This window comes from Streptomyces pimonensis (assembly GCF_041380215.1).
In the GTDB taxonomy this organism is placed as follows: Bacteria; Actinomycetota; Actinomycetes; order Streptomycetales; family Streptomycetaceae; genus Streptomyces; species Streptomyces pimonensis.
Genome location: NZ_JAHWZY010000004.1, coordinates 193,931 through 218,046, shown reverse-complemented (window position 1 = coordinate 218,046; position 24,116 = coordinate 193,931). Strand labels below are relative to the sequence as shown.

Genomic DNA, 24,116 nt, shown 5'->3' with positions numbered 1-24,116 from the left:
GGGCCCGGCCCGTCCTGCCCGGGCGGGGCGTTCGCGAACCCGGGGCCGAGCACACGTATCGCGGGGGAATCATGAGCACGACCGACACCGTTGTTGCAGCGGCGATCACACTGACCGACGCCGATCTCGTTCCCCGCGTCACGCACGCGTCCACGTGCGGCTGGCTGACCGGTCCCGGACTGCCCGACGGCAGGGGCCCGTTCGGCTGCGTGGAGCCGGCGCGGCAGGGCGGCCCGCGCACGGTGGGCGGCGTGACGGGCGGCCCCGGCGGCCGGCTCCCCGCGGAGCTGCGGCACCAGCCGGTCATCGGCGGGCTGCTGGACCCGGCCGGTCCGGCGGTGGAGCCGGTGTTGTCCGACGGGGCGACCGGTGAGGTGTCCACGACGTTCTTCTTCCACGACCGCCCCGACCCGATGGACCGGCGCCCGCTCGACCCGTCCCTGCCGACTTTGGTGCGGTTCGCGGCGGCGACGGACGAACTGGCGGGACTGCGCACCCAGTTGGCCGCGCACGCGGGCCGGTACGGCACCAAGGCGGTCGCGGAGGCCTCCCGGCAGTTGCTGGCGTTCCTCGAGGAGGGCGCGGACGGCGAGCCGGCGCCGTCCTGGAAGATGGCCGCGCTGATCAGGCCGCTGGCCCTGGGGGCGGGCCCCGGTACGGCCTCGGGCCTCGCCCTGGACATCCCCGCCCGCCTGCTGGACGACGAGTTCGGCCGGGGCGGCGTGGTCCGCTTCGAGGAGGTCGACTTCCCCGCCACGCTGACGCACGGGCCGACCCGCCGCTTCCTGCGCGAGACGGGCCTGCCGGAGGACGGCTTCCTCTTCCGGCTCGACGCCGACCTGCCGCCGCGCACCCTCGCGGAGTACTGCGCCGACGAACGCGAGCTCCCCGACGCCCTCCTCCCCGCCCGCGCCGGCCACCTGATACGCCTGGGGTGCCTGGTCGAGGACAACAGCCTGGTCGTCGACGGCGCCACGGGCGCGGTGCTCAGCTGGAGCGAACCGGACGGTGCCCTCCGCCCGCTGAACACGGACCTCTCCGCCCTCGCCTTCACCCTCTGGCTGCTCCACCGCGAGCACACCCTCGACGGGGCGTCGGGCCACGCGCTGACCAGCGACACCTATGACCGGCTGGCGCTGACGATGATCCGGGCCCTGTCCGCCGTCGACCCGACGGACACCACCGCCGACACCGACTGGCACTACTGGACGGAGCTCTTCCAGGACGAGGCGGGCGGGGTCCCCTGAGCGCTCCGTTTCAGGGGGCGGTGTCGTGCCGTCGGCCGTCCGCGGCGCCGTTGCGGCGGGTCGCGCCCACGCGGCGGAGGCGCGTATCGATACGGCCCCGCGCCCCTCGGTGGCGCCACCGGGGCGGGCGGGGTGCTCCGGGGCGCACCCCGCCCGCGCGGAGGCCGTGGCGGGGATCGAACCCGCGTGGTTCGATGTGCAGTCGAACCCCTGGACCACTCGGGCACACGGCCGTGCCGGGGGCGGGGTGCCGTGCGGCGCCCCGCCGTTTTGCACCGGTGTGATGGCCGTACGGCGGGCTGCGGACAGCGCTCAAGGACACGGCAGGTACCGCAATACGACTGCCGCACGCCGTTCATGAGCGGCGTCCCCGGTCCTACGACCAAGGTCCCGACGCCGGTCCCGACCTCCGACAGGGGTCACACCGTGCCATGGCCCTTACTCTGGCGACCATGACCGCCCCGAACCCGCGTGACACCGATGTCGCCCAGCCCGCCGACACCCCCGCCCCGGCCGCCGCCCCCGACGAGACCGTACTGAGCCGCCCCTACCGGGCGCTGAGCGTCGGCATCGTCTCCGTGGTGCTGCTGATCGCCTTCGAGGCGACGGCGGTCGGGACGGCGATGCCGGTGGCGGCGCGGGAGCTGGACGGGGTGCCGCTGTACGCGTTCGCGTTCTCGGGGTACTTCACGACCAGCCTGTTCGGCATGGTGCTGTCCGGCCAGTGGTCCGACCGGCGGGGCCCGCTCGCGCCGCTGGCCTGGGGCATCGCCTCCTTCGCGGCCGGGCTGCTGCTCGCCGGGACGGCCGGGGCGATGTGGCTGTTCATCCTGGGGCGGGCCGTGCAGGGACTCGGCGGCGGCCTGGTGATCGTCGCGCTGTACGTCATCGTCGGGCGGGCCTACCCCGAGCGGCTGCGGCCGGCGATCATGGCGGCGTTCGCGGCGAGCTGGGTGGTGCCGTCGATCGTCGGCCCGCTGGCCTCCGGCGCGGTGACGGAGCACATCGGCTGGCGCTGGGTGTTCCTCGGCATACCGGTGCTCGTGGTGTTCCCGCTGGCGCTCGCGCTGCCCCGGATACGGCGCCTGGCCTCCGGCCCGGTGAACGGGGGCGCGCCCGCCTCCTTCGACGCCCGCCGCATCCGCCTGGCCCTGGCGATCTCCTTCGGCGCGGGCCTGCTCCAGTACGCCGCCCAGGACCTGCGCTGGGTCTCCCTGCTGCCGGGCGCGCTGGGGGTCGCCCTGCTGATCCCGGCCGTGCTCGGCCTGCTCCCGCGCGGCACCTACCGCGCGGTGCGCGGACTGCCCTCGGTCGTCCTCCTGCGCGGAGTCGCCGCCGGCTCCTTCATCGCGGCGGAGTCCTTCGTCCCGCTGATGCTGGTCACCCAGCGCGGCCTCAGCCCGACCCTCGCCGGCTTCTCCCTCGCGGCGGGCGGCGGCACCTGGGCGCTGGGTTCCTGGTTCCAGTCCCGGCCCCGTCTGGAGCCGCACCGGGAGCGCCTGATGGTCCTCGGCATGGTCCTGGTCGCGGCGGCTATCGCGGCGGCCCCGTCCGTGCTGATCGACGCCGTGCCCGCCTGGACGGTGGCGGTCGCCTGGGGCTTCGGCTGCTTCGGCATGGGTCTGGTGATCTCCTCCACCAGCGTGCTGCTGCTCCAGCTCTCCGCCCCCGAGGAGGCCGGCACCAACTCCGCCGCCCTGCAGATCTCCGACGGTCTCTCCAACGTCCTCCTCCTCGCCGTGGGCGGCGCCGCCTTCGCGGCCCTGGGCGGCGGCACGGCCGGTCACGCGGCGGCACAGACCACCGGCTCCCACCCGGCCGCCTTCGTCGCGGTGTTCCTGCCGATGGCGGCGGTGGCGCTGGCGGGGGCGTGGGTGGCGGCGCGGGTGCGGGAACGGTGACCCGTGGACCGGTCGTCATCGGGTGATCGCGGAGCGGCCGGGACGGCTGTGATGTGGGTCCCACCCTGAGGCGGTGCGGCCGTGTAGCGGCGTCCGTGCCGCCGGCGCATCGGTAGGGTGGCCCGGTTGTCCCACGCAGACGTGCCGCCCGACCCCCCATCGGAGATCGTGACTACCACCGCCAGCTCCGCCTCGCACCATCTGTCCCCGGCCTTTCCCGGACGTGCCCCCTGGGGCACCGCCGGCAAGCTGCGCGCCTGGCAGCAGGGGGCGATGGAGAAGTACATCCAGACGCAGCCCCGGGACTTCCTGGCGGTGGCCACGCCCGGCGCCGGCAAGACGACGTTCGCGCTGACGCTGGCGTCCTGGCTGCTGCACCACCACGTCGTGCAGCAGGTGACCGTCGTCGCGCCCACCGAGCACCTGAAGAAGCAGTGGGCGGAGGCCGCCGCACGGATAGGCATCAAGCTCGACCCCGAGTACAGCGCGGGACCGCTCGGCAAGGAGTACGACGGCGTCGCCGTGACGTACGCCGGCGTCGGCGTGCGTCCCATGCTGCACCGCAACCGCGTCGAGCAGCGCAAGACCCTCGTCATCCTCGACGAGATCCACCACGCCGGCGACTCCAAGTCCTGGGGCGAGGCCTGCCTGGAGGCGTTCGAGCCGGCCACGCGGCGGCTCGCGCTCACCGGCACGCCGTTCCGCTCCGACACCAACCCCATCCCCTTCGTGGTGTACGAGGAGGGCGACGACGGGATCCGGCGGTCGTCCGCCGACTACACGTACGGGTACGGCTCCGCCCTCGCCGACGGTGTCGTGCGGCCCGTCATCTTCATGTCGTACAGCGGCAACATGCGCTGGCGCACCAAGGCCGGCGACGAGATCGAGGCCCGTCTCGGCGAGCCCATGACCAAGGACGCCGTCAGCCAGGCATGGCGCACCGCGCTGGACCCGCGCGGTGAGTGGATGCCGGCCGTGCTGCGCGCCGCCGACCAGCGCCTCACCGAGGTCCGCAAGGCCATCCCGGACGCCGGCGCCCTCGTCATCGCCGCCGACCAGGAGTCCGCGCGGGCGTACGCCAAGCTGATCCGCGAGATCACCGGCCACCGGGCCACCCTCGTGCTGTCCGACGACACCGGAGCGTCGAAGAACATCGACGAGTTCAGCGGGAGCACCGACCGCTGGATGGTCGCCGTCCGCATGGTCTCCGAGGGCGTCGACGTCCCGCGCCTCGCGGTCGGGGTGTACGCCACCACCATCTCCACCCCGCTGTTCTTCGCCCAGGCGGTGGGCCGTTTCGTGCGGTCCCGGCGGCGCGGCGAGACCGCGTCCGTCTTCCTGCCGACCATCCCGGACCTGCTCGGCTTCGCCAACGAGATGGAGCGCGAACGCGACCACGTCCTGGACAAGCCCAAGAAGGAGGGCGAGGAGGACCCGTACGCCGAGTCCGAGAAGGAGATGGAGGAGGCGAACCGGGAGCAGGACGAGGACACCGGCGAGCAGGACATGCTGCCCTTCGAGGCGTTGGAGTCCGACGCCGTCTTCGACCGGGTGATGTACAACGGCGCCGAGTTCGGCATGCAGGCCCACCCCGGCAGCGAGGAGGAGCAGGACTACCTCGGCATCCCCGGCCTCCTCGAACCCGACCAGGTGCAGCTGCTGCTGCAGAAGCGCCAGGCCCGGCAGATCGCGCACAGCCGCAGGAAGCCGGACACCGAGGCCGACCTGCTGGAACTGCCCGCCGAGCGGCGCCCCGTGGTCTCCCACAAGGAGATGATGGAGCTGCGCAAGAAGCTCAACAACCTCGTCGGCGCGTACGTCCACCAGAGCGGCAAGCCGCACGGCGTCATCCACACCGAGCTGCGCCGCGTCTGCGGCGGTCCGCCCTCGGCCGAGGCCACCGCGGGGCAGCTGCGCCAGCGGATCGAAAAGGTGCAGGAGTGGGCCACGCGCATGCGGTGACGCTGTGTGTGCGTATGGGGACAAACGGAGCGACTCCCCCGGGGGAGTGCCCGGATTCTGGACGGAGCCTTCCGCTGACCGAACCGGCTCGCTACTGTCCCCGCAACGCACACGCCCCGTGGCAGCGCCGCCGCGGAGCGCAGCCGTGAAGCGACTGTGCCCGGGTCAGGACCGGGCCGCCGGCCGATCGGCGGCCTCTCGAGCGCGTGGCCGACGGGACTCGGTGACGCATCCGCCGCGAGGGGGCCGCCGACCTCACCACTAAGGAGTGGGCGTCGTGACCGCGGAGACCTCCCAGACGCTCGACAGGGGACTGCGTGTCCTCAAGCTGCTGGCCGATACGGACCACGGGCTGACCGTCACCGAGCTTTCCCACAGACTGGGCGTGAACCGGACCGTTGTCTACCGGTTGCTCGCCACACTGGAGCAGCACGCTCTGGTACGCCGTGATCTGGGCGGACGGGCCCGGGTCGGGCTGGGCGTGCTGAGGCTGGGCCGGCAGGTGCACCCGCTGGTGCGGGAGGCGGCGATGCCGGCGCTGCGGTCGCTGGCGGAGGACATCGGCGCGACCGCGCACCTGACGCTGGTGGACGGGGCGGAGGCGCTGGCGGTGGCCGTGGTGGAGCCGTCGTGGACGGACTACCACGTGGCGTACCGCGCGGGGTTCCGGCATCCGCTGGAGCGGGGGGCCGCCGGGAAGGCGATCCTGTCGGCCCGGCAGCAGCGGGCGGGGGACCCCGGGTACACGCTGACGCACGGGGAGTTGGAGGCGGGCGCGTGCGGGGCGGCCGCGCCGCTGCTCGGGGTGACCGGGGTCGAGGGCAGCGTGGGTGTGGTCATGCTGGCGGAGGTCGTGCCCGAGCGGGTGGGGACGAGGGTGATGGACGCGGCCCGCGAGGTGGCGGAGGCGTTGCGCTGAGCCGCCCGCCCCGCGCCCACCCGTGCCGTTCCGCGGCACGGGCGGGCGCGGGACGGCACCCCGTAGGGCCGGTCCGCGCGACCTCCTCCCGGTGAGCACCGGCACCGTTGTGCTCCCGGGGACGGGTCGCTCCGCCGGCGTCGGCCGGGCGCCGCCGCGCCCGTCCTCCCCGGCCCCGCTCGAACGGGGCCCCTCGCCCCAGCGGCAGGACCGCCCGCAGCGGCGGCAGGTTAGATTGACTCCGTGCTCTCCCGCCTCACGCGTCCCCAGGTCCTCGCCGTTCTGGCCGCCCCCGTCGTCGCGCTGCTCGCCACGGCCGTGGCCGCCCCGCTCCCCTTCTCCGTCGCGCAGCCCGGCATGACCGCGAACGTCCTCGGCGAGGAGAAGGGCGCCCAGGTCATCACGATCACCGGCGCACCGGTCCGCGAGACCAGCGGGCAGTTGCGGATGACCACCATCGAGGCGACCTCCCCGGACACCCGCGTCGGCCTCCCGGACGTCATCGGCAACTGGTTCGACACGGACCGGGCGGTCATGCCCCGTGACTCCGTCTACCCCAGCGGGGACAGCGTCGAGGAGATCGAGCGGTACAACCGCGCGCAGATGGAGGAGTCCCAGGACGAGGCCGTCCAGGCCGCCCTGGGCTACCTCGGCCGTGAGGGCGACGACATCGAGGTCACCCTCGAACTCGCCGACGTCGGCGGCCCCAGTGCCGGCCTGCTCTTCTCCCTCGGCATCGTCGACAAGCTGAACGGCGACGGCAGCGGCGGAGATCTCACCGGCGGCCGGGTCGTCGCCGGCACGGGCACGATCGACGCGGACGGCACCGTCGGCCCGGTCGGCGGCGTGCCCCTGAAGACGCAGGCGGCCAAGCGGGACGGCGCCACCGTCTTCCTGGTGCCGAAGGACGAGTGCTCCGAGGCCCGGGCCGAACTTCCCGAGGGCCTGCGCCTGATCCCGGTCACCACGCTCGGGGGCGCCGTCGACGCGCTGGTCGCCCTGGAGAAGGGCACCGGGAAGGTCCCCGGCTGCTAGCCCTCCTCGACGAACCCTTCCGCCACCATCCAGTCCAGCGCCACCTGGTGCGGGTCCTCCCCGTCGACGTCCACCTTCGCGTTGAGGTCCTGCGCCACGGTGTTGTCCAGCTTCGCCGTCACCGGGGCGAGCACCTCCGCGACGGCCGGCCACTTCTCGAGGGTGTCGGAGTTGACGGTCGGCGCCGCGGTGTAGTTCGGGAAGAACTTCCTGTCGTCCTCCATCACCACCAGGTTCATGGACTTGATGCGCCCGTCGGTGGTGAAGACCTCGCCGTACGTACAGGCGCCCTCGGCCGTCTGGGTGTAGATGATCCCGGTGTCCATCTGCGTGACGTTGCGCGCCGGGACGTCCATGCCGTACGCCTTCTCCAAGCCCGGCAGTCCGTCCGCGCGGTTGGCGAACTCGCCCTCCACGCACAGCGTCACCGCCCCCGGGTCGGACTCCGCCAGCTCCGCCACCCCGGAGAGGGTCCGGGTGCGGTACTTCTCGTGGTTCGCCCGGTTCATGGCGAGGGCGTAGGTGTTGTTCAGCTCCGACGGCTCCAGCCAGACCACCCCGTTCCGCGCGTCCGCGTCCCGCACCGCCTCCCACTGCTCGCGCGCGTCGGGGATCGGCGTGCTGTTGCCCAGGTACGTGATCCACGCCGTGCCCGTGTACTCGAACCCGGCGTCCGCCTCGCCGTTGACGACCGCCTCCCGGGAGCCGACCGCGCCCTGGATGCCGGTCCGGTCGACGACCTCCGCGCCGGCCGCCTGGAAGGCGATGCCCATGATCGCGCCGAGGATCAGCTGCTCGGTGAACGCCTTCGACGTGACGGTGAGGTTCGCGCCCTCCAGCGGTTTCCCCCTGCCGATCGAGCCGGGCTCCACGTCGTCGACCATGGGGGAGCCGCTGGTCAGCCCGCAGCCCGCGGCCGCCGCCAGCAGCGCCCCGGCCAGGAACAGGCGGACCCGCCTCATGAGCCCGCCTCCAGGCCCCGCGGCCGCAGCAGCAGCTCCGCCAGTGAGGCCAGCCAGTCCACCAGCAGCGCGAGGGCGACGGTGAGGACCGAGCCCACCACCAGCACCGGCATCCGCTGGCTGGTGATCCCGGTGGTGATCAGCACGCCCAGCCCCCCGCCGCCGCCGAAGGTCGCCAGCGTCGCCGTGCCGATGTTCAGGACGAGCGCCGTCCGCACACCGGCGAGGACGAGGGGGACGGCCAGCGGCAGCTCCACCCGCGTGAGCACGCCCAGCGGGGACATGCCGATGCCGCGCGCCGCCTCCAGCAGCGCCGGGTCGTTGGCCCTCAGGCCCGCGATGGTGTTGGAGAGCACCGGCAGCACGGCGTAGGCGATGATGCCGATCAGGGCCGCCCTGCGGCCGATGCCCAGCCAGATCACCAGCAGTGCCAGCAGGCCGATCGCCGGGGTGGCCTGGCCCATGTTGGCCAGCGCCATCGCCACCGGGGTGGCCCTGCGGAACATGCGGCGGGTCAGCAGGACGCCCAGGGGGATCGCGATGATCAGCACGAAGAACGTCGAGATGACGGTGAGCTCGATGTGCTGCCACAGCACCTTGGACACCTGCCCGTTCGACAGCGCGTTCCGGGTGAGTGCGTCGAGGTCCGCCTGCTCGAACCACAGCCAGGTCGCCAGCAGCAGGGCGATCAGCGCCGCCGGCAGGAACGTCAGCTTCTGCCAGGTCACCCGGGGCGGCTTCACGGCCGGGGACGGGGGAACGGCCTCCGCCTCGTCCGACGGCCCGCCGCCCTCGCCCCGGAACGCGAGCCCCTTCACCCCGCGCTCGCCCTCCGGCCGCCGCCCGGAAGGCATGGGAGAACCGGAGGACCCGGAGGACCCGGAGGACCCGGAGCCGGAGGCCCTCATGCCTTCGCCTCCCCGCCGAAGCCCTCCTGCTCCGCGTGCGTCTGCCCGGACCGCTGCTCCTGGAGCTCGTGCTGGGCGTCCATCGCCTCCAGCCGGTCCGCCTCCAGCAGTTCGTGCACGGAGTTCATCAGCGTCTCCACGTCCACGACACCCTCGTACGCGCCGCGTCGCCCGGTGACGGGAACCCGGCCGGTGTTGTCGGTGAGGACCGCCTCCAACGCGTCCCGCAGGGTCGCGTCCTGGGTCACCGTGTCGTGCACCAGCGCGCCCGCGCGGGCCAGCGACCCCTTGGCGCGCATCATGTCGCCACGCCGCAGCCACTTGTAGGGGCGGCCCCGCTTGTCGAGCACCAGCACCTCGTTGGTGCCGCCGGAACGGAGCTTGGTGAAGATCTCCTGGAGCGGATCGTCGACGCTCACCGTGGGACAGTCGGTGATCCCCACGTCCCGCACCCGGGTGAGGTTGAGCCGCTTCAGCGCGGCCCCGGCGCCCACGAAACCCGACACGAAGTCGTCGGCGGGGTTGGTGAGGATCGCCTCCGGGGTGTCGAACTGGGCGATGTGGGAGCGTTCGCGCAGCACCGCGATCCGGTCACCGATCTTGATCGCCTCGTCGAAGTCGTGGGTCACGAAGACGATCGTCTTGTGCAGCTCCCGCTGGAGCCTGATCAGCTCGTCCTGGAGGTGGTCCCGGGTGATCGGGTCGACCGCGCCGAACGGCTCGTCCATCAGCAGCACCGGCGGATCCGCCGCCAGCGCCCGCGCCACCCCCACCCGCTGCTGCTGACCGCCGGACAGCTGGCGCGGATAGCGGCCGTGGAACTCGCCGGGGTCCAGACCGACCAGGTCCAGCATCTCCTCCACCCGTGCCCGCACCCGGGCCGTCGGCCAGCGCAGCATCCTCGGCACCAACGCGATGTTCTGCGCCACCGTCATGTGCGGGAACAGCCCGCTCGCCTGGATCGCGTACCCGATCGTGCGGCGCAGCCGCACCGGGTCCATGTCGGTGACGTCCTCGCCGCCGATGCGGATCCGGCCGCCCGTGGGCTCGATCAGCCGGTTGATCATCTTCAGGGTGGTGGACTTCCCGCACCCCGACGGACCGACGAGGATCACCGTCTCGCCCGCCCGGATGTCCATGCTGACGTTGTCGACCGCCGGCAGGGCGCTGCCCGGGTACCGCTTGGTCAGGCCCTCCAGCTCGATGGCCGCCCCGGCCGACCCGGACCTCGTCCCGGATGCCTCGGCGTCAGGCACGGATCCCCCTGGAAACGGTCAGCCGCCCGACCCACACGTACGCGGCGTCGAACAGCAGGGCGAGGACGATGATCCCGAGGGTGCCCGCGAGCACCTGGTTCATCGCGTTACTGCTGCCCAGCGAGGCGATCCCGCGGAAGATCAGGTTGCCGAGGCCGGGACCGGAGGCGTACGCGGCGATGGCCGCGATGCCCATCAGCATCTGCGTGGAGACCCGGATCCCGGTCAGGATCGGCGGCCAGGCCAGCGGCAGCTCCACCCGCGCCAGCCGGGCCGCGCGCGACATGCCGATCCCCTTGGCCGCGTCCACCAGCGACGGATCGACCCCGCGCAGCCCCACGATCGCGTTCCGCACGATCGGCAGCAGCCCGTACAGCGTCAGCGCGATCACCGTCGGCGGCACCCCGAGCCCCACGACCGGGATCAGCAGACCGATCATGGCCAGTGCCGGGACGGTCAGCAGGGTGGAGGTGGCGGTCGTGGCCAGGTTGCCCGCCCACTCGCTGCGGTAGGCGACCACCCCGATCAGCACACCGAGCAGGGTCGCCACCACCATGCACTGGAAGACGACACTGGCGTGCTGGTAGGCGTCGGTGAGCACTTGCTGATGGCGGTTGACCAGGTACTCCCAGAAGTTCACATTCGCTCACCCCAGCTAGACCAGGTCGGGTCACTCGCCGAGCGCGGCCTGTTCCACCAGCGGGATGATCCGCAGCGGAACGGGGTTCTCCATGACGATCGCCGTGGACGCCCGGACGATGCCATCAAAACCGACGACGCGGTCGATCACCCGCTGGAGATCGGCGTTGGAACGCGCCACCAGCCGGCACATCATGTCCCCGGTACCGGTCGTGGTGTGCAGTTCCAGCACCTCCGGCACCGTCGCCAAGTGGGCCCGTACGTCGGCTCCTTGACCCTGCCGGATCTGCAGCATGGCGAACGCCGTGACCGGGTAGCCGAGGGCCGCCGGATCCACCTCGGGGCCGAATCCGCGGATGACTCCGTTCGACTGAAGCCGGTCCAGCCGGGCCTGCACGGTGCCGCGCGCCACCCCGAGCCGCCGCGACATCTCCAGCACCCCGATCCGCGGCTCCCGCGCCAGCAGCAGGATGAGCCGTCCGTCCAGATGATCGATCGCCATACCGGCCTCCCCGGTGGTCATCCTGTACAGAAAGCCCGGCGACACGGGCGTACGACTGAACACATTGACCAGTGAACGGGCGAACTATTGCGCACCTTGCAGGGCTGCACCACCCTGCCCCTATGACGCAGACCACACACCACGCTCCCGACACCGCCCGGCAGGCCGACCCCTTCCCGGTCAAGGGAATGGACGCGGTCGTCTTCGCCGTGGGCAACGCCAAGCAGGCGGCGCACTACTACTCCACCGCCTTCGGCATGAAGCTGGTCGCCTACTCCGGACCGGAGAACGGCAGCCGCGAGACCGCCGCCTACGTCCTCGAGAGCGGCTCGGCCCGCTTCGTGTTCACCTCGGTGATCAAGCAGTCCACCGAGTGGGGCGCCTTCCTCGCCGACCACGTGGCCGCGCACGGCGACGGCGTCGTCGACCTCGCCATCGAGGTCCCGGACGCGCGCGCCGCGTACGCCTACGCCGTCGGGCACGGCGCCCGCCCGGTCGCCGAGCCGTACGAGCTGAAGGACGAGCACGGCACCGTCGTCCTGGCCGCGATCGCCACGTACGGCAGGACCCGCCACACCCTGGTCGAGCGCACCGGCTACGACGGCCCCTACCTGCCCGGGTACGTCGCCGCCGACCCGATCGTCGAGCCGCCGGCCCAGCGCTTCTTCCAGGCCGTCGACCACTGCGTCGGCAACGTCGAGCTCGGCCGGATGAACGAGTGGGTGGAGTTCTACAACAAGGTCATGGGCTTCACGAACATGAAGGAGTTCGTGGGCGACGACATCGCCACCGAGTACAGCGCGCTGATGTCGAAGGTGGTCGCCGACGGCACGCTCAAGGTCAAGTTCCCGATCAACGAGCCCGCCGTGGCCAAGAAGAAGTCCCAGATCGACGAGTACCTGGAGTTCTACGGCGGTGCGGGCGTGCAGCACATCGCGCTGAACACCAACGACATCGTGCAGACGGTCCGCCGGATGCGCGCGTCCGGCGTGCAGTTCCTGGACACCCCCGACTCGTACTACGACACCCTCGGCGAATGGGCCGGGGAGACGCGGGTGCCGGTGGAGACGCTGCGCGAGCTGAAGATCCTCGTCGACCGCGACGAGGACGGCTACCTGCTGCAGATCTTCACCAAGCCGGTCCAGGACCGTCCGACGGTCTTCTTCGAACTCATCGAACGCCACGGCTCCATGGGCTTCGGCAAGGGCAACTTCAAGGCCCTCTTCGAAGCCATCGAACGCGAACAGGCCAAGCGCGGCAACCTGTAGACGGTCCCGCTCCCGCGGGCAGTCGTGCCACAGGGCGGCACGGGTGGGCGCGACGGCACCCCGCGACCGCCGGGCTGCGCCACCCACTTCCGGCCGACACCGACGCGGGGCACGGCGCGAAGGCGCCGACTGCGGGCAGTCACGCCGCGTCGGGGGTGTTCGCGCAGCCCGGCGCTGCGGGGCGCCTCCCCCCTCCCGGCCCCGCTCGGGCGGGAGGCGCCCCCCACCGCCCCGGGGGCGCCTTCCAGGCGTTCAAGGCACCCGGGGGAGGCGCGACCGCCCGCGGGGAGCGCCGTTCAGGAGAACTCGGGCACCGCCCGGACGGAAGGTTCGCCCAGGCGGGCCAGCGCCGCTCTCGCCTGCGGCACCCGCACCGGCGAGAACCACGGGTTGATCTGAAGGGCCTCCTTCAAGTGCCGCCGAGCGGCCCCGTACCGCTCCAGCGACCGCTCGATCATCCCCCGGTGGAACGCGTACAGCGCGCTGCGCACCCCGCCCCCCTCCGTCCCCTCGGTCGCCCGCACGGCGAAGGGCAGAGCCTCCTCGTGCTCTCCCGCCCGGTGCAGCGCCCACCCCAGCGCATCCGCCACCGCGGTGGACGGCTGTCGCTCCCACAGTCCCCGGAGCCGCCGCACGGCACCGGCCGCGTCCCCGTGGTCCGCCTCGAACCGTCCCAGCACCAGTCCCTCGTCGCCCCCGTGCGCCGCGGCCAGCCGGACCCGTTCCCGCACCACCCCGTACTGCACCTCCGCGGCCCGCTTCAGCCCCAGCGACTCGTACAGCTCCCCCAGCTCCAGTGCGTACTCCGGCCGGGGCTGCCTCGCCAGCGCCGTCCGGTACGCGCTCAGCGCCTCCGCCGTCCGCCCCAGCGCCGCCAGCGCCCTGCCCTGCCCGGCCTGCGCCGCCCGCTGATCGGGGTCGATCCGCACCGCCTCCCGGAAGTGCCGCAGCGCGTCCTGACGGTCGCCGCGCTCCCAGGCGAGCTGCCCGGCCCGCTCCAGGTACGCCGCCCGCTCGGCCGGCTCCCCGGCGGCCGCCGCCGCGTCCGCCAGCTCGGCCGCCGCGTCCTCCCGCCAGCCCCGGTCCCGGTACACGGCCGCAGCACGCGCCATCACGGCGGGGCCGGAACGCAGGTCCGTCAGCTTCTCCAGCAGTCTGCCCGTCTCCTCGTCGTCACCGAGCCCGGCGGACGCCTCGATCAGCAGCGGATACGTCGTCCACCGCTGCGGCTCCAGCCTCCGTGCCGCCTCGCCCCACTTCCGTGCCCCGGCGAAGTCCCGCCGCGCGTTCGCCAGCGCGGCCAGCCCCCGCAGCGCCGGGGCGTTCCCCTTCGCCCGCACCCTCAGCGAGGTGCGCAGCGCCTTCTCGGCCCGCGGCCAGTACGCCGGGTCCGCCCGCCGCAGTCCCTGCTCCACCCGGGCAGCCCCGAGCACCGCCCAGGCCTCCGCGTCCCCCGGATGCCCGCGCACCCGCCGCTCGCGCTCCTCGACCAGCGCCTCCAGGTCGGGCAGCGCGGCCGGCGCCCCGCTGGTGACCGCCGCCAGCGCCCGCGCCCCCGAATCCGGAGCGGGCGGCGCCCGATGCCCCCAGAGCAACAGCACCGGCGCCCCGCCCAGCACGGCACACCCGGCGACCGAGGCGAGCAGCAGCCGGCGGCGGACCCGTCGCCGGGGCGCTTGGGGTTTGTCGTCCGTGGCGCACACAGTCATGGCGCACACAGTGCGCCCCACCCCATGTCCATACGATGATCACACTCCGGCGTGACGCGGTTGCCGTACACAGGGTTCACACCGATGGCCCCCGGTGTCACGCTGTGGTCGTGAGCCGTATCGAAGCGCGACGCGATGAAGACACGGTGGCGGCCGGCCCCCTCGTCGACCGGCTGCTCGACGGCCTGCCCCCCGAGGCCGTCCTCATCGACCCCGACGTCACGGCCTCCTACGCCCATGACATGGCGAGCTTCTGTCCGGCCGGCCGCCCCGCGGCGGTGGTCCTGCCGCGCACGGTCGAACAGGTCCAGCACGTCATGCGCACCGCCACCGGACTGCGCGTCCCCGTCGTTCCGCAGGGCGCCCGCACCGGCCTGTCCGGCGCCGCCAACGCCACCGACGGCTGCGTCGTGCTCTCCCTGACGAAGATGGACCGCATCCTGGAGATCAGTCCGGTCGACCGGATCGCCGTCGTCGAACCCGGCGTCGTCAACGCCGCGCTCTCCCGCGCGGTCGGCGAGCACGGCCTGTACTACCCGCCCGACCCCTCCAGCTGGGAGACGTGCACCATCGGCGGCAACATCGGCACCGCGTCGGGCGGGCTGTGCTGCGTGAAGTACGGGGTGACGGCCGAGTACGTCCTCGGCCTCGACGTCGTCCTCGCCGACGGCCGCCTGATGTCCACCGGCCGCCGCACCGCCAAGGGCGTCGCCGGATACGACCTGACCCGCCTGTTCGTCGGCTCCGAGGGCTCCCTCGGCATCGTCGTCCGCGCGGTCCTCGCCCTGCGGCCCAAGCCGCCCGAGCAGCTGGTGCTGGCCGCCGAGTTCTCCTCCGGCGCCGCCGCCTGCGACGCCGTGTGCCGCGTCATGGCCGGCGGCCACGTCCCCTCGCTCCTCGAACTCATGGACCGCACGACGGTCGAGGCCGTCAACGATCTGACCCGCATGGGCCTCCCGGAGTCCACCGAGGCCCTGCTGCTGGCCGCCTTCGACACCACCGCCCCGGCCGCCGACCTCGCCGCCGTCGGCGCGCTGTGCGAGGCCGCCGGCGCCACCCGGGTCGTTCCGGCCGAGGACGCCGCCGAGTCCGAACTGCTGCTCCAGGCACGGCGGATGTCCCTGGTCGCCCTCGAAGCGGCCAGGGGCACGACGATGATCGACGACGTGTGCGTGCCCCGCTCGAAGCTCGGCGAGTTCATCGACGGCGTCGAACGGATCTCCGAGAAGCACCGGCTCACCATCGGCGTCGTCTCCCACGCAGGCGACGGCAACACCCACCCGACGGTCTGCTTCGACGCCACGGACCCCGAGGAGTCGCGGCGGGCCCGCGAGTCCTTCGACGAGATCATGGCACTCGGCCTGGAACTCGGCGGCACCATCACCGGCGAACACGGGGTCGGCGTGCTGAAGAAGGAGTGGCTGGCGCGCGAGATCGGCCCTGTGGGACTGGAGATGCAGCGGGCCGTCAAGCAGGTCTTCGACCCACTGGGCATCCTCAACCCGGGCAAGATCTTCTGAACGAGAAGGAGCCCGAAGGGGTGGGGTCCGGCCGGACGGGCGGTCAGGCCCCCACGCGTCTGATAGATGTGGTTTCCCCGACCCACCCATCGAGCAGATACGGGACGACGGAATGAGTGCCCCAACCCCGGCCCCCGGCGACGACAGGCCCCGCGAAGGGTACTACCCGGACCCGTCCATTCCCGGATACGTCCGGTACTGGAACGGCGCCTCCTGGGTGCCGGGCACGAGCCGTCCGGCGCCCCAGGACGGCGAGCCGCCCGCGCCACCGTCCGGCGCGGGCCCGGCGGGGCCCTCCGTCGAGGAGACCGGACCGCACTTCTTCGACGAGGACCCGGTCGAGGAGCCGTTCCCGGCCGGGTCCCGGCACGGCAGCCGGCCCGAGCCCGCCTCGGCGTGGGGCGCCGACCGCTCGCACCAGGCGGGCTTCGGCGGCGACCAGGACCGCAAGGTGTTCTGGGGCGCCGACCCGAGGACGCCGCACACGGCCGCGCCCGCCTCGCCCGCCTCGCCGTCCGTGTCCTCCGCGCCCGCCGTGTCCTCCGCGCCCGCCGTGTCCTCCGGGCCCGTTGTACCCTCCGGACCCGCCGCGCCGGAGGCCGGGGTCGCGGGCGCGGACGCCCCGGACGGGCAGGCCGCGGCCGGCTCGGGCGGCACCTTCGTCCTCCGCGGGCCGGCGCCGGAGCCGCGGCAGGGGACCGGGAACCCCGACGGAGAGCCCGCGGACGAGGGCACGATGACGTTCCGCGCCGTCGCCCCCGGACGGCCCGGGTCCGGGGTCGGAAAGGACACGGCCGACCGTGCCGCCGCCGTCGTCCCGTCTGAACCTCCGCAGGCCGTGGTTCCGTCCGGGCCCTCGCGGGCTGCTGCCCCGTCTGAACCTCCGCGGGCCGTGGTTCCGTCCGGGCCTCCGCGGGCTGCTGCCCCGTCCGGGCCTCCGCGGGCCGTTGTCCCGTCCGGACCTCCGCAGGCCGCCGCCCCGTCCGGGCCCCCGTGGGCCGCGGGCACACCCGGAACGGGCCATGCGGCGGGCGCGGTCCCCCAGCCCGCCGCTGCCGCCTCCGCGCCCCTGGCGAGCGGCGCCGGCGGGGGCCAGTCCTCCTGGGCGCAGCAGGCGCACCGGCCGGCCGACGGTGAGGAGCCGCCCGTCGCACGCTGGAAGCCGCCGGTCGAGGACGTGTTCCAGGCCGCCGCCCGGCGTCAGGCCGCGGCCCGTCCCGCCGCGCTCGGCAGGCGGCTGGCCGCCCGGCTGCTGGACACCGTCGTCCTCGGCGCCGTCACCGCCGTGGCCGCCGTACCGCTCGGCGCCAAGGCCGTGGACCACATCGACGCGAAGATCGAGGCGGCCAAACTGTCCGGCGAGACCGTCACCGTCTGGCTGCTCGACGGCACCACCTCCGTCCACCTCGGCATCGTCCTCGCCGTCCTCCTCCTCGCCGGTGTCCTCCTCGAGGTGCTGCCGACCGCCAAGTGGGGCCGCACCCTGGGCAAGAAGCTGCTGGGCATCGAGGTGCGGGACATCGAGGGGCACGAGGCGCCCTCCTTCGGCGCGGCCCTGCGCCGCTGGCTGGTCTACAGCGTGCCCGGACTGCTCGTCGTCGGGGTCGTCGGCGTCCTGTGGTGCCTGTTCGACAAGCCCTGGCACCAGTGCTGGCACGACAAGGCCGCGCACACGTTCGTCGCCGCCGGCTGAGTCCGCTTCCCCCGTACCGCAGCTACTCCGGACGGACGCTCGCCGGATGCGGGGCCGGAGGGTTCACGATCGACTCGGGGCATGACCACCGAACCGCCCCCCGGCCCCGGCCGACAGCCGCCGGACGACGACCCGTTCAAGAAGCATCCCCCGCCGGGCGGCCCCGAGAACCCGGGGCCGGGCTCCCCGTACGACACCCCCGGCGGCCCGCCACCGCCTCCCGAAGGCGGTGGCGGACCCTACGGCGGCGGGGGCGGCGGCCCTTACGGCGGTGGCCCCTACGGCGGTGGCCCCTACGGAGGCGGTGGCCCCTCCGACCCCCTCGCCGGCATGCCCCCGCTCGCCGACAGCGGCAGGCGCACGCTCGCCCGCATCATCGACATGATCCTCGTCGGCATCGTGGTCTGGCTGCTCACCTGGCCGTTCGGGGTCAGTGAGTACGACGTCGACGGCGGCCGCATCAACGTCGGCAACTCCTTCGGACAGTCCCTTGTCGCAGCGGTCCTCTACGTCGCCTACGACACCTTCATGACCGCCCGGAACGGGCAGACCCTGGGCAAGAAGTGGCTGCGCATGCGGGTGGCCGACCTCGCCGACGGCTCCGACCCCTCCGTGCGGACCGCGTTCATCCGCGCCCTCGTGCTGTGGCTGCCGTTCGCGTTCTGCTGCGCCTGCGTGTGGACCGTGATCGCGGGCGGCTGGAGCTTCTTCGACCGGCCCTACAAGCAGGGCCTGCACGACAAGGCGGCCAAGACCGTGGTGGTCAGCACCGGATGAGGGCGTCGCCCGCTCAGGACGCCGCGCGCTCCCGCACCGGCTCGCGGGCCGGAGGGGCGACGGTGGCCCGCACCGGCTGCGGGGCCGCGGACCGCTCCGCCCCGGTGGGCCGTCCCGCCGCGACGGGACGCCGGGCCCCGGGGCGCGGCACCGTCATGGCCACCAGCAGTCCGAGGGCGAGTGCCGAGACGGCGACGAGCGCGACGCCCACGGACGAACTCGCCCCGGACAGCAGCAGCATGACGAACGTCGACAAGACCACGGTGCATGAACCGTAAGCGAGCTGAGCGACAGTCGGACGGGGCATGGCCATCGTGTCCTCGGGAGTCGGGGGCTGTCCGCCTGGTTTCCCACCGGTTCGAGGCGGTTCCGCCAGACGACTCTCACCGCGAGCGTGCCCGGGGGGAACGGGCAGTAAGCGTGACCTGACCGACAGGGCCGGTGCACAGGGGGCGCACGGATTCATGGCGTCCACCCAGTGGACGGCTGTACGCGCCCGCAGGATTTTCGCACGAATGTGTCCGGTGAGCGAACCCCGGCTCCGCATAATGCAATTGATCTGTCCAAGTCAAGGTCTGTTTTTTCCGACGAACCTCTAGTCAAATGTCGTCACTTGACTACACGCGTTGATCACGTGCGTGCGGGGCCTTCCACAGACGGAACCTCCTTCGGCCGCACGCGCGCACGCAGGAGGGGATCTCAAGTGACCAGTAGAACCTGGACGTCCAGAGCGGCCGCGATAGGCGTGGCGCTCGCGGCGGTCACCGCCACCTGCTCCGCGTTCACCGTGGCCCAGGCCGACTCGGCTGACAAGGCCGACCGTGTCGGCGCCGTGGACCGGCACGACCCGGCGGCCCACGACCACGCCGAGCACGACCTCGAGGGGCCGCTCTCCAAGACGCAGGAGGCCCAGCGCGAGGAAGCCCTCAACCAGGTCATATCCGGTAAGGCATCGGTCAAAAACCGTGAGGGTTCGAAGGTCGTCCAGCTCAAGAGCAAGAAGGGCGACAGCAAGTACGTAGAGCTCGGCCGCGAGAAGACCGACAAGATCTTCACGATCCTGGTCGAGTTCGGCGACAAGATCGACAGCCGCTACGGCGGCGAGGCCGGCCCGCTGCACAACCAGATAGCCAAGCCGGACCGCAAGAAGGACAACTCCACGGCCTGGCAGGAGGACTACGACCAGCAGCACTTCGAGGACCTGTACTTCGGGTCCGGCAAGGGCGTCCACTCGGTCAAGACCTACTACGAGAAGCAGTCCTCCGGTCGCTACTCGGTCGAGGGCGAGGTCTCCGACTGGGTCAAGGTCCCCTACAACGAGGCCCGTTACGGTAACAACGCCTGCGGCGACACCAACTGCCCCAGCGTCTGGAACGTCGTCAGCGACGGCCTGGACGCCTACGTCGCCCAGCAGAAGGCGGCCGGCCGTACCGACGCCCAGATCAAGGCGGACATCGCCCGGTTCGACGAGTGGGACCGCTACGACTTCGACGGCGACGGCGACTTCAACGAGCCCGACGGCTACATCGACCACTTCCAGATCGTGCACGCCGGTGAGGACGAGTCCGCGGGCGGTGGCGCCCAGGGCACCGACGCGATCTGGGCCCACCGCTGGTACGCCTTCGGCACCGACGCCGGCGCCACCGGCCCCGAGCAGAACAGGCTCGGCGGCGCCCAGGTCGGCGACACCGGCATCTGGGTCGGCGACTACACCATCCAGCCGGAGAACGGCGGACTCGGCGTCTTCGCCCACGAGTACGGTCACGACCTCGGTCTGCCGGACCTCTACGACACCGCGGGCGGCGAGAACTCCACCGGCTTCTGGTCGCTGATGTCCTCCGGTTCCTGGCTCGGCACCGGGAAGCAGGAGATCGGCGACCTGCCCGGCGACATGACCGCCTGGGACAAGCTCCAGCTCGGCTGGCTGAACTACGACACCGCCAAGGCGGGCGTCAACTCCTGGCACAAGCTGGGCGTCGCCGAGTACAACACCAAGAACAAGCAGGCGCTGGTCGTCACGCTGCCGAAGAAGGCCGTGACCACCGAGGTGATCCAGCCGTCCGAGGGCCGGACCCAGTGGTGGAGCGGCAGCGGTGACGACCTCAGGAACACGCTGTCCCGTTCGGTCGACCTGACCGGCAAGTCGTCCGCCGCCCTCACCTTCGACGGCTGGTACGACATCGAGGCCAACTACGACTACCTCTACACCGAGGTGTCCACCGACGGCGGCGCCAACTGGACCGCCGTCGACGGCACGGTCGACGGCCGGCCGGTCCCGCGCGACGGCAGCGACAAGCCCGCCCTGCACGGCACGCTCGACGGCTACAGGAAGTTCGCGTACTCCCTGGACGCCTACGCCGGCCAGAAGATCGACCTGCGCTTCCGCTACCAGACCGACGGCGGCGTGGCCCAGAAGGGCTTCACGGCCGACGCGATCGCGGTGACGGCGGACGGCAGCCCGGTCTTCTCGGACGACGCCGAGACCGCCGACGCCGCCTGGAAGGCCACCGGCTTCTCCCGCATCGGCGCGTCCTTCACCAAGGACTACGCGCAGTACTACATCGCCGAGAACCGCCAGTACGTGTCGTACGACAAGACCCTCGAGGTCGGTCCGTACAACTTCGGCTTCACGGCCCGCCCGGACTGGGTGGAGCACTACGCGTACCAGAACGGCCTGCTGATCTGGAAGTGGGACACCTCCCAGGCGGACAACAACACCAGCCGGCACCCGGGCACCGGTCTGATCCTCCCGATCGACTCCCACCCGACCGCGCTGAAGTGGTCCGACGGCACGCTGATGCGCAACCGCATCCAGAGCTACGACGCGCCGTTCAGCAAGTACCGCACCGACGGCATGACGCTGCACAAGGCGGACGTGGCGACCTGGATCCCGTCGTCGAAGGGCGTGTCGGTCTTCAACGACCGCACCAACACCTACTACGACGAGTCGAACCCGACCGCCGGCGTCGAGGTCACTGACACCAACACGAAGATCAAGATCCTCAAGGAGGCCAGGAACGGCTCGACGATCGAGCTCGAGGTCGGTCCTGCGGGCAGGTAAATAGCATCTTCGCAGGTCAGAGCATGATCGGCGGTGACCCCCTGGCGGGTCGCCGCCGATCCGTGTTTAGGTGCCCCTGTGACTCGCTTATTGACACCGGCTGACACGGGGGTATGACCGCATGGCCGCAGGAGGTTTCTGCAAGCTGCCGAACGGCACGGTGGTGGTGGCACTGAACCTGCCCAGCCCCGCCGCCGACGCACCGGCCGGAGTCCGCGTCCTCGTCCACGCCCGGAACCGCGCACGAGCCCTGACCAGGCTCCGCAACCTGGGCCTGCGGGCGATCTACCTCCGGGGCAACGCCGCCCCGCCCACCCCCGACGAGATCACGGCGGTCCTCCACCACCCCGACGGCCTCATATGGCGCACCAACCCCGACACCACCGCCCTGACGGTGGAGCTCTGGCACCCCATAAGAGCCCTCCTCAGTCCCCCGGCGAAGGCGTGATCGCGAGCGGCGCGCCGCCGCGGCCACGGGTGGCCGTGCCTCCCCGGTGCCTCAAGGGCCCGGGGGCGCCTCCAGGGCGATGGGACACCTCCTGCCCGAGCCGAACCGAGCCGGGAGCGGGGGAGGGCGGGCGTCGTGGCACCGGTTCGGCGCGGCGGGCCGAGACCCCGCCCGCCCGCCACCGCACCGGGCTCACTGCACGACGGGCTTCCCCGACAGCTCCACCCCCGCCGAGCGCAGCTCCTCCAGCGCACGCTCGGTGGTCTCCGCCGCCACCCCCGCGGTGAGATCGAGCAGCACCTGAGTGCGGAACCCCTCCCGCGCCGCGTCCAGCGCGGTCGCCCGCACGCAGTGGTCCGTGGCGATCCCCACCACGTCCACCTCCTCGACCTCCCGCTCCCGCAACCACTCCGCCAGCGGCGTCCCGTTCTCGTCGGCCCCCTCGAACCCGCTGTAGGCCGCCGAGTACGCCCCCTTGTCGAACACGGCGTCGATCGCGCCCGACGCCACCGCGGGGGCGAAGTTCGGGTGGAACCCGACCCCCTCCGTCCCGGCGACGCAGTGCGCGGGCCAGGACCGCACGTAGTCGGGGTCGTCGGCGAAGTGCCCGCCGGGAGCGATGTGGTGGTCGCGGGTGGCCACCACGTGCCGGTAGCCGCCGGCCGAGGCGGCCTGGCCGATCAGCTCGGTGATGGCGGCGGCCACGTCCGCACCACCGGCCACGGCGAGGCTGCCCCCCTCGCAGAAGTCGTTCTGCACGTCAACGACGATCAGTGCGCGGCGCATGGTCGGTGTCCTTCGACTAGGGGGGATGGATGGGGGCGGGCCCGGCCGGGTGAACCTCCGAGCCTATGGAGCGACGGACGACGCGGACAGGGGCACGGCGGGGCGGGCGGGAGGCCCCGCCCGCGCACCGGGAGCCCTCGCCCGCGTACGAGGGGCACGTTCTCAGCTACCCGACGGCCCGTGCGCGTACTCCGTCGGAAGGACGGGTTCCCCCCGGGAGAGCTGGGTGGCGGACAGCGGCAGACCCGCGCGGGCCGCCGCGTGCCGGTCGCGGACCACGTCCAGCGGCTCCCGGGCGATCACCTCGCCGCCCTCGACCAGCTTCACCAGGAGCTGCCGGTCGGCCAGGTCGCCCGGCACCTCGCCGGTGCCGATCACCTCGGCCTCGGCGACGCCGTGCTCGTCCAGCCGGCGTGCGGCCCACTTGCGGCCGCCGACGGAGGTCTTGCCGCCGGCGGACTTCTTCGCCACCGGCACCAGCGGCGCCCTCGGGTCGGCGGACTCCGCGCGGGCGACCAGCTTGTACACCATGGAGGCCGTCGGGTGCCCCGAGCCGGTCACCAGCTGGGTGCCCACCCCGTACGCGTCCACGGGCGCCGCCGCCAGCGAGGCGATGGCGTACTCGTCCAGGTCCGAGGTCACGACGATCTTCGTGCCGGTGGCGCCCAGCTCGTCCAGCTGCTGCCGCACCCGGTGCGCCACCAGCAGCAGGTCCCCGGAGTCGATCCGCACGGCGCCCAGCTGCGGCCCTGCGACCTCCACGGCCGTACGGACCGCCTCGGTCACGTCGTAGGTGTCCACCAGCAGCGTGGTGCCGCTGCCGAGGGAGTCCACCTGGGCCCGGAAGGCGTCCCGCTCGCTGTCGTGGAGCAGGGAGAAGGCGTGGGCGGAGGTGCCCACGGTGGGGATGTTGTAGCGGAAGCCGGCCGCCAGGTCGGAGGTGGTGGCGAAGCCGCCGATGTACGCGGCCCGGGCGGCGGCCACCGCCGACAGCTCGTGGGTGCGCCGGGCGCCCATCTCGATCAGCGGCCGGTCCCCGGCGGCGGACGACATCCGGGAGGCCGCGGCGGCGATCGCCGAGTCGTGGTTGAGGATCGACAGGACCACCGTCTCGAGCAGCACGCACTCCGCGAAGCTGCCCTCCACCCGCATGACCGGTGAGCCCGGGAAGTACACCTCGCCCTCGGGATAGCCCCAGATGTCACCGGAGAAGCGGTAGTCGGCCAGCCAGTCCAGGGTCTCCTCGTCGACGATGCCCTTCTCGCGCAGGAACCGCAGGACACCCGGGTCGAAACGGAAGTTCTCCACCGCGTCCAGCACCCGCCCGGTGCCGGCCACCACACCGTAGCGGCGGCCGTCGGGCAGCCGCCGGGTGAAGACCTCGAACACGCTGCGCCGCCCGGCCGTGCCGGCCTTCAGCGCGGCCCGCACCATCGTCAGCTCGTACTGGTCGGTGAAGAGCGCCGTCGACGGAACATCCACCGGTAGCCCAAGGTCCGCTGTGTTCATACCGAGGATGCTAC

At 72.6% G+C, this 24,116-nt stretch carries 20 protein-coding genes and 1 tRNA gene; 11 read left to right on the top strand and 10 right to left on the bottom strand.

Features of this window, described 5'->3' with window-relative positions; translation table 11 throughout:
- Window positions 1-71 precede the first annotated feature (71 nt).
- Window positions 72-1,247: an SUKH-4 family immunity protein gene (locus KYY02_RS06550; RefSeq protein WP_371236509.1), complete on the top strand. Its 1,176-nt coding sequence runs from the start codon at window positions 72-74 to the stop codon at window positions 1,245-1,247.
- Between the two features lie 161 nt (window positions 1,248-1,408).
- Here the strand turns inward: KYY02_RS06550 and KYY02_RS06545 are convergent.
- A tRNA-Cys gene (locus KYY02_RS06545) sits at window positions 1,409-1,480 on the bottom strand.
- 219 nt (window positions 1,481-1,699) lie between these two features.
- Here KYY02_RS06545 and KYY02_RS06540 point away from each other — a divergent pair.
- The 4 genes from KYY02_RS06540 to KYY02_RS06525 all read left to right on the top strand — a co-directional run bounded on the left by KYY02_RS06540 (window position 1,700) and on the right by KYY02_RS06525 (window position 7,064).
- A complete protein-coding gene (locus KYY02_RS06540; protein ID WP_371236507.1) occupies window positions 1,700-3,148 on the top strand; it encodes an MFS transporter in 1,449 nt (482 codons plus the stop codon).
- A 165-nt stretch (window positions 3,149-3,313) separates the two neighbouring features.
- A complete protein-coding gene (locus KYY02_RS06535) occupies window positions 3,314-5,110 on the top strand; it encodes a DEAD/DEAH box helicase (RefSeq protein WP_371236555.1) in 1,797 nt (598 codons plus the stop codon).
- A 277-nt stretch (window positions 5,111-5,387) separates the two neighbouring features.
- Window positions 5,388-6,029 (top strand): IclR family transcriptional regulator, encoded by a 642-nt coding sequence (locus KYY02_RS06530; protein ID WP_371236506.1) that lies wholly within the window; start codon window positions 5,388-5,390, stop codon window positions 6,027-6,029.
- Between the two features lie 243 nt (window positions 6,030-6,272).
- A complete protein-coding gene (locus KYY02_RS06525) occupies window positions 6,273-7,064 on the top strand; it encodes a S16 family serine protease (protein ID WP_371236505.1) in 792 nt (263 codons plus the stop codon).
- Here the strand turns inward: KYY02_RS06525 and KYY02_RS06520 are convergent.
- The 5 genes from KYY02_RS06520 to KYY02_RS06500 are packed head-to-tail and all read right to left on the bottom strand — an operon-like array spanning window position 7,061 to window position 11,331.
- The gene (locus KYY02_RS06520; protein WP_371236504.1) at window positions 7,061-8,026 is read right to left on the bottom strand and encodes a glycine betaine ABC transporter substrate-binding protein; all 966 of its coding nucleotides are present in this window, start codon (window positions 8,024-8,026) and stop codon (window positions 7,061-7,063) included. The two genes, KYY02_RS06525 and KYY02_RS06520, sit on opposite strands and share 4 nt — an antisense overlap.
- Window positions 8,023-8,880 carry an ABC transporter permease gene (locus KYY02_RS06515; RefSeq protein ID WP_371236503.1) on the bottom strand — a complete coding sequence of 286 codons (858 nt, stop codon included), beginning with the start codon at window positions 8,878-8,880 and terminating at the stop codon, window positions 8,023-8,025. The genes KYY02_RS06520 and KYY02_RS06515 overlap by 4 nt, the downstream gene beginning before the upstream one ends.
- A gap of 50 nt (window positions 8,881-8,930) precedes the next feature.
- Entirely contained in the window at window positions 8,931-10,190 is a 1,260-nt protein-coding gene (locus tag KYY02_RS06510; RefSeq protein WP_371236501.1) for a betaine/proline/choline family ABC transporter ATP-binding protein, read from the bottom strand.
- Window positions 10,183-10,830: an ABC transporter permease gene (locus KYY02_RS06505; RefSeq protein WP_371236500.1), complete on the bottom strand. Its 648-nt coding sequence runs from the start codon at window positions 10,828-10,830 to the stop codon at window positions 10,183-10,185. Before KYY02_RS06505 ends, KYY02_RS06510 begins: the two co-directional genes overlap by 8 nt.
- 30 nt (window positions 10,831-10,860) lie before the next feature.
- Window positions 10,861-11,331 carry an Lrp/AsnC family transcriptional regulator gene (locus KYY02_RS06500; protein ID WP_371236499.1) on the bottom strand — a complete coding sequence of 157 codons (471 nt, stop codon included), beginning with the start codon at window positions 11,329-11,331 and terminating at the stop codon, window positions 10,861-10,863.
- Window positions 11,332-11,453: 122 nt separating this feature from the next.
- Here KYY02_RS06500 and hppD point away from each other — a divergent pair, with 122 nt between their 5' ends.
- Window positions 11,454-12,599, top strand: a complete 1,146-nt coding sequence (gene hppD, locus KYY02_RS06495) for a 4-hydroxyphenylpyruvate dioxygenase (RefSeq protein WP_371236498.1) — start codon at window positions 11,454-11,456, stop codon at window positions 12,597-12,599.
- Between the two features lie 296 nt (window positions 12,600-12,895).
- Here the strand turns inward: hppD and KYY02_RS06490 are convergent, their stop codons facing one another.
- Entirely contained in the window at window positions 12,896-14,308 is a 1,413-nt protein-coding gene (locus tag KYY02_RS06490; protein WP_371236496.1) for a tetratricopeptide repeat protein, read from the bottom strand.
- A gap of 104 nt (window positions 14,309-14,412) precedes the next feature.
- Here KYY02_RS06490 and KYY02_RS06485 point away from each other — a divergent pair, with 104 nt between their 5' ends.
- The 3 genes from KYY02_RS06485 to KYY02_RS06475 all read left to right on the top strand — a co-directional run bounded on the left by KYY02_RS06485 (window position 14,413) and on the right by KYY02_RS06475 (window position 18,298).
- Window positions 14,413-15,828 (top strand): FAD-binding oxidoreductase, encoded by a 1,416-nt coding sequence (locus KYY02_RS06485; protein WP_371236495.1) that lies wholly within the window; start codon window positions 14,413-14,415, stop codon window positions 15,826-15,828.
- A gap of 112 nt (window positions 15,829-15,940) precedes the next feature.
- Window positions 15,941-17,521: an RDD family protein gene (locus KYY02_RS06480; RefSeq protein WP_371236494.1), complete on the top strand. Its 1,581-nt coding sequence runs from the start codon at window positions 15,941-15,943 to the stop codon at window positions 17,519-17,521.
- Between the two features lie 81 nt (window positions 17,522-17,602).
- A complete protein-coding gene (locus KYY02_RS06475; protein WP_371236493.1) occupies window positions 17,603-18,298 on the top strand; it encodes an RDD family protein in 696 nt (231 codons plus the stop codon).
- Window positions 18,299-18,311: 13 nt separating this feature from the next.
- On the opposite strand, the gene KYY02_RS06470 is transcribed toward KYY02_RS06475, so the two are convergent.
- Window positions 18,312-18,611, bottom strand: a complete 300-nt coding sequence (locus tag KYY02_RS06470; RefSeq protein ID WP_371236492.1) for a hypothetical protein — start codon at window positions 18,609-18,611, stop codon at window positions 18,312-18,314.
- A 390-nt stretch (window positions 18,612-19,001) separates the two neighbouring features.
- On the opposite strand from KYY02_RS06470, the gene KYY02_RS06465 reads away from it, so the two are divergent.
- Together KYY02_RS06465 and KYY02_RS06460 are read left to right on the top strand one after the other, a co-directional pair.
- The gene (locus tag KYY02_RS06465; protein ID WP_371236491.1) at window positions 19,002-21,359 is read left to right on the top strand and encodes an immune inhibitor A domain-containing protein; all 2,358 of its coding nucleotides are present in this window, start codon (window positions 19,002-19,004) and stop codon (window positions 21,357-21,359) included.
- A gap of 121 nt (window positions 21,360-21,480) precedes the next feature.
- Window positions 21,481-21,807 (top strand): hypothetical protein, encoded by a 327-nt coding sequence (locus KYY02_RS06460; protein WP_371236489.1) that lies wholly within the window; start codon window positions 21,481-21,483, stop codon window positions 21,805-21,807.
- Between the two features lie 192 nt (window positions 21,808-21,999).
- Here KYY02_RS06460 and KYY02_RS06455 read toward each other — a convergent pair whose 3' ends face one another.
- Together KYY02_RS06455 and KYY02_RS06450 are read right to left on the bottom strand one after the other, a co-directional pair.
- A complete protein-coding gene (locus KYY02_RS06455) occupies window positions 22,000-22,593 on the bottom strand; it encodes an isochorismatase family protein (protein ID WP_371236487.1) in 594 nt (197 codons plus the stop codon).
- 162 nt (window positions 22,594-22,755) lie between these two features.
- The gene (locus KYY02_RS06450; RefSeq protein ID WP_371236486.1) at window positions 22,756-24,102 is read right to left on the bottom strand and encodes a nicotinate phosphoribosyltransferase; all 1,347 of its coding nucleotides are present in this window, start codon (window positions 24,100-24,102) and stop codon (window positions 22,756-22,758) included.
- Between the last annotated feature and the right edge of the window lie 14 nt (window positions 24,103-24,116).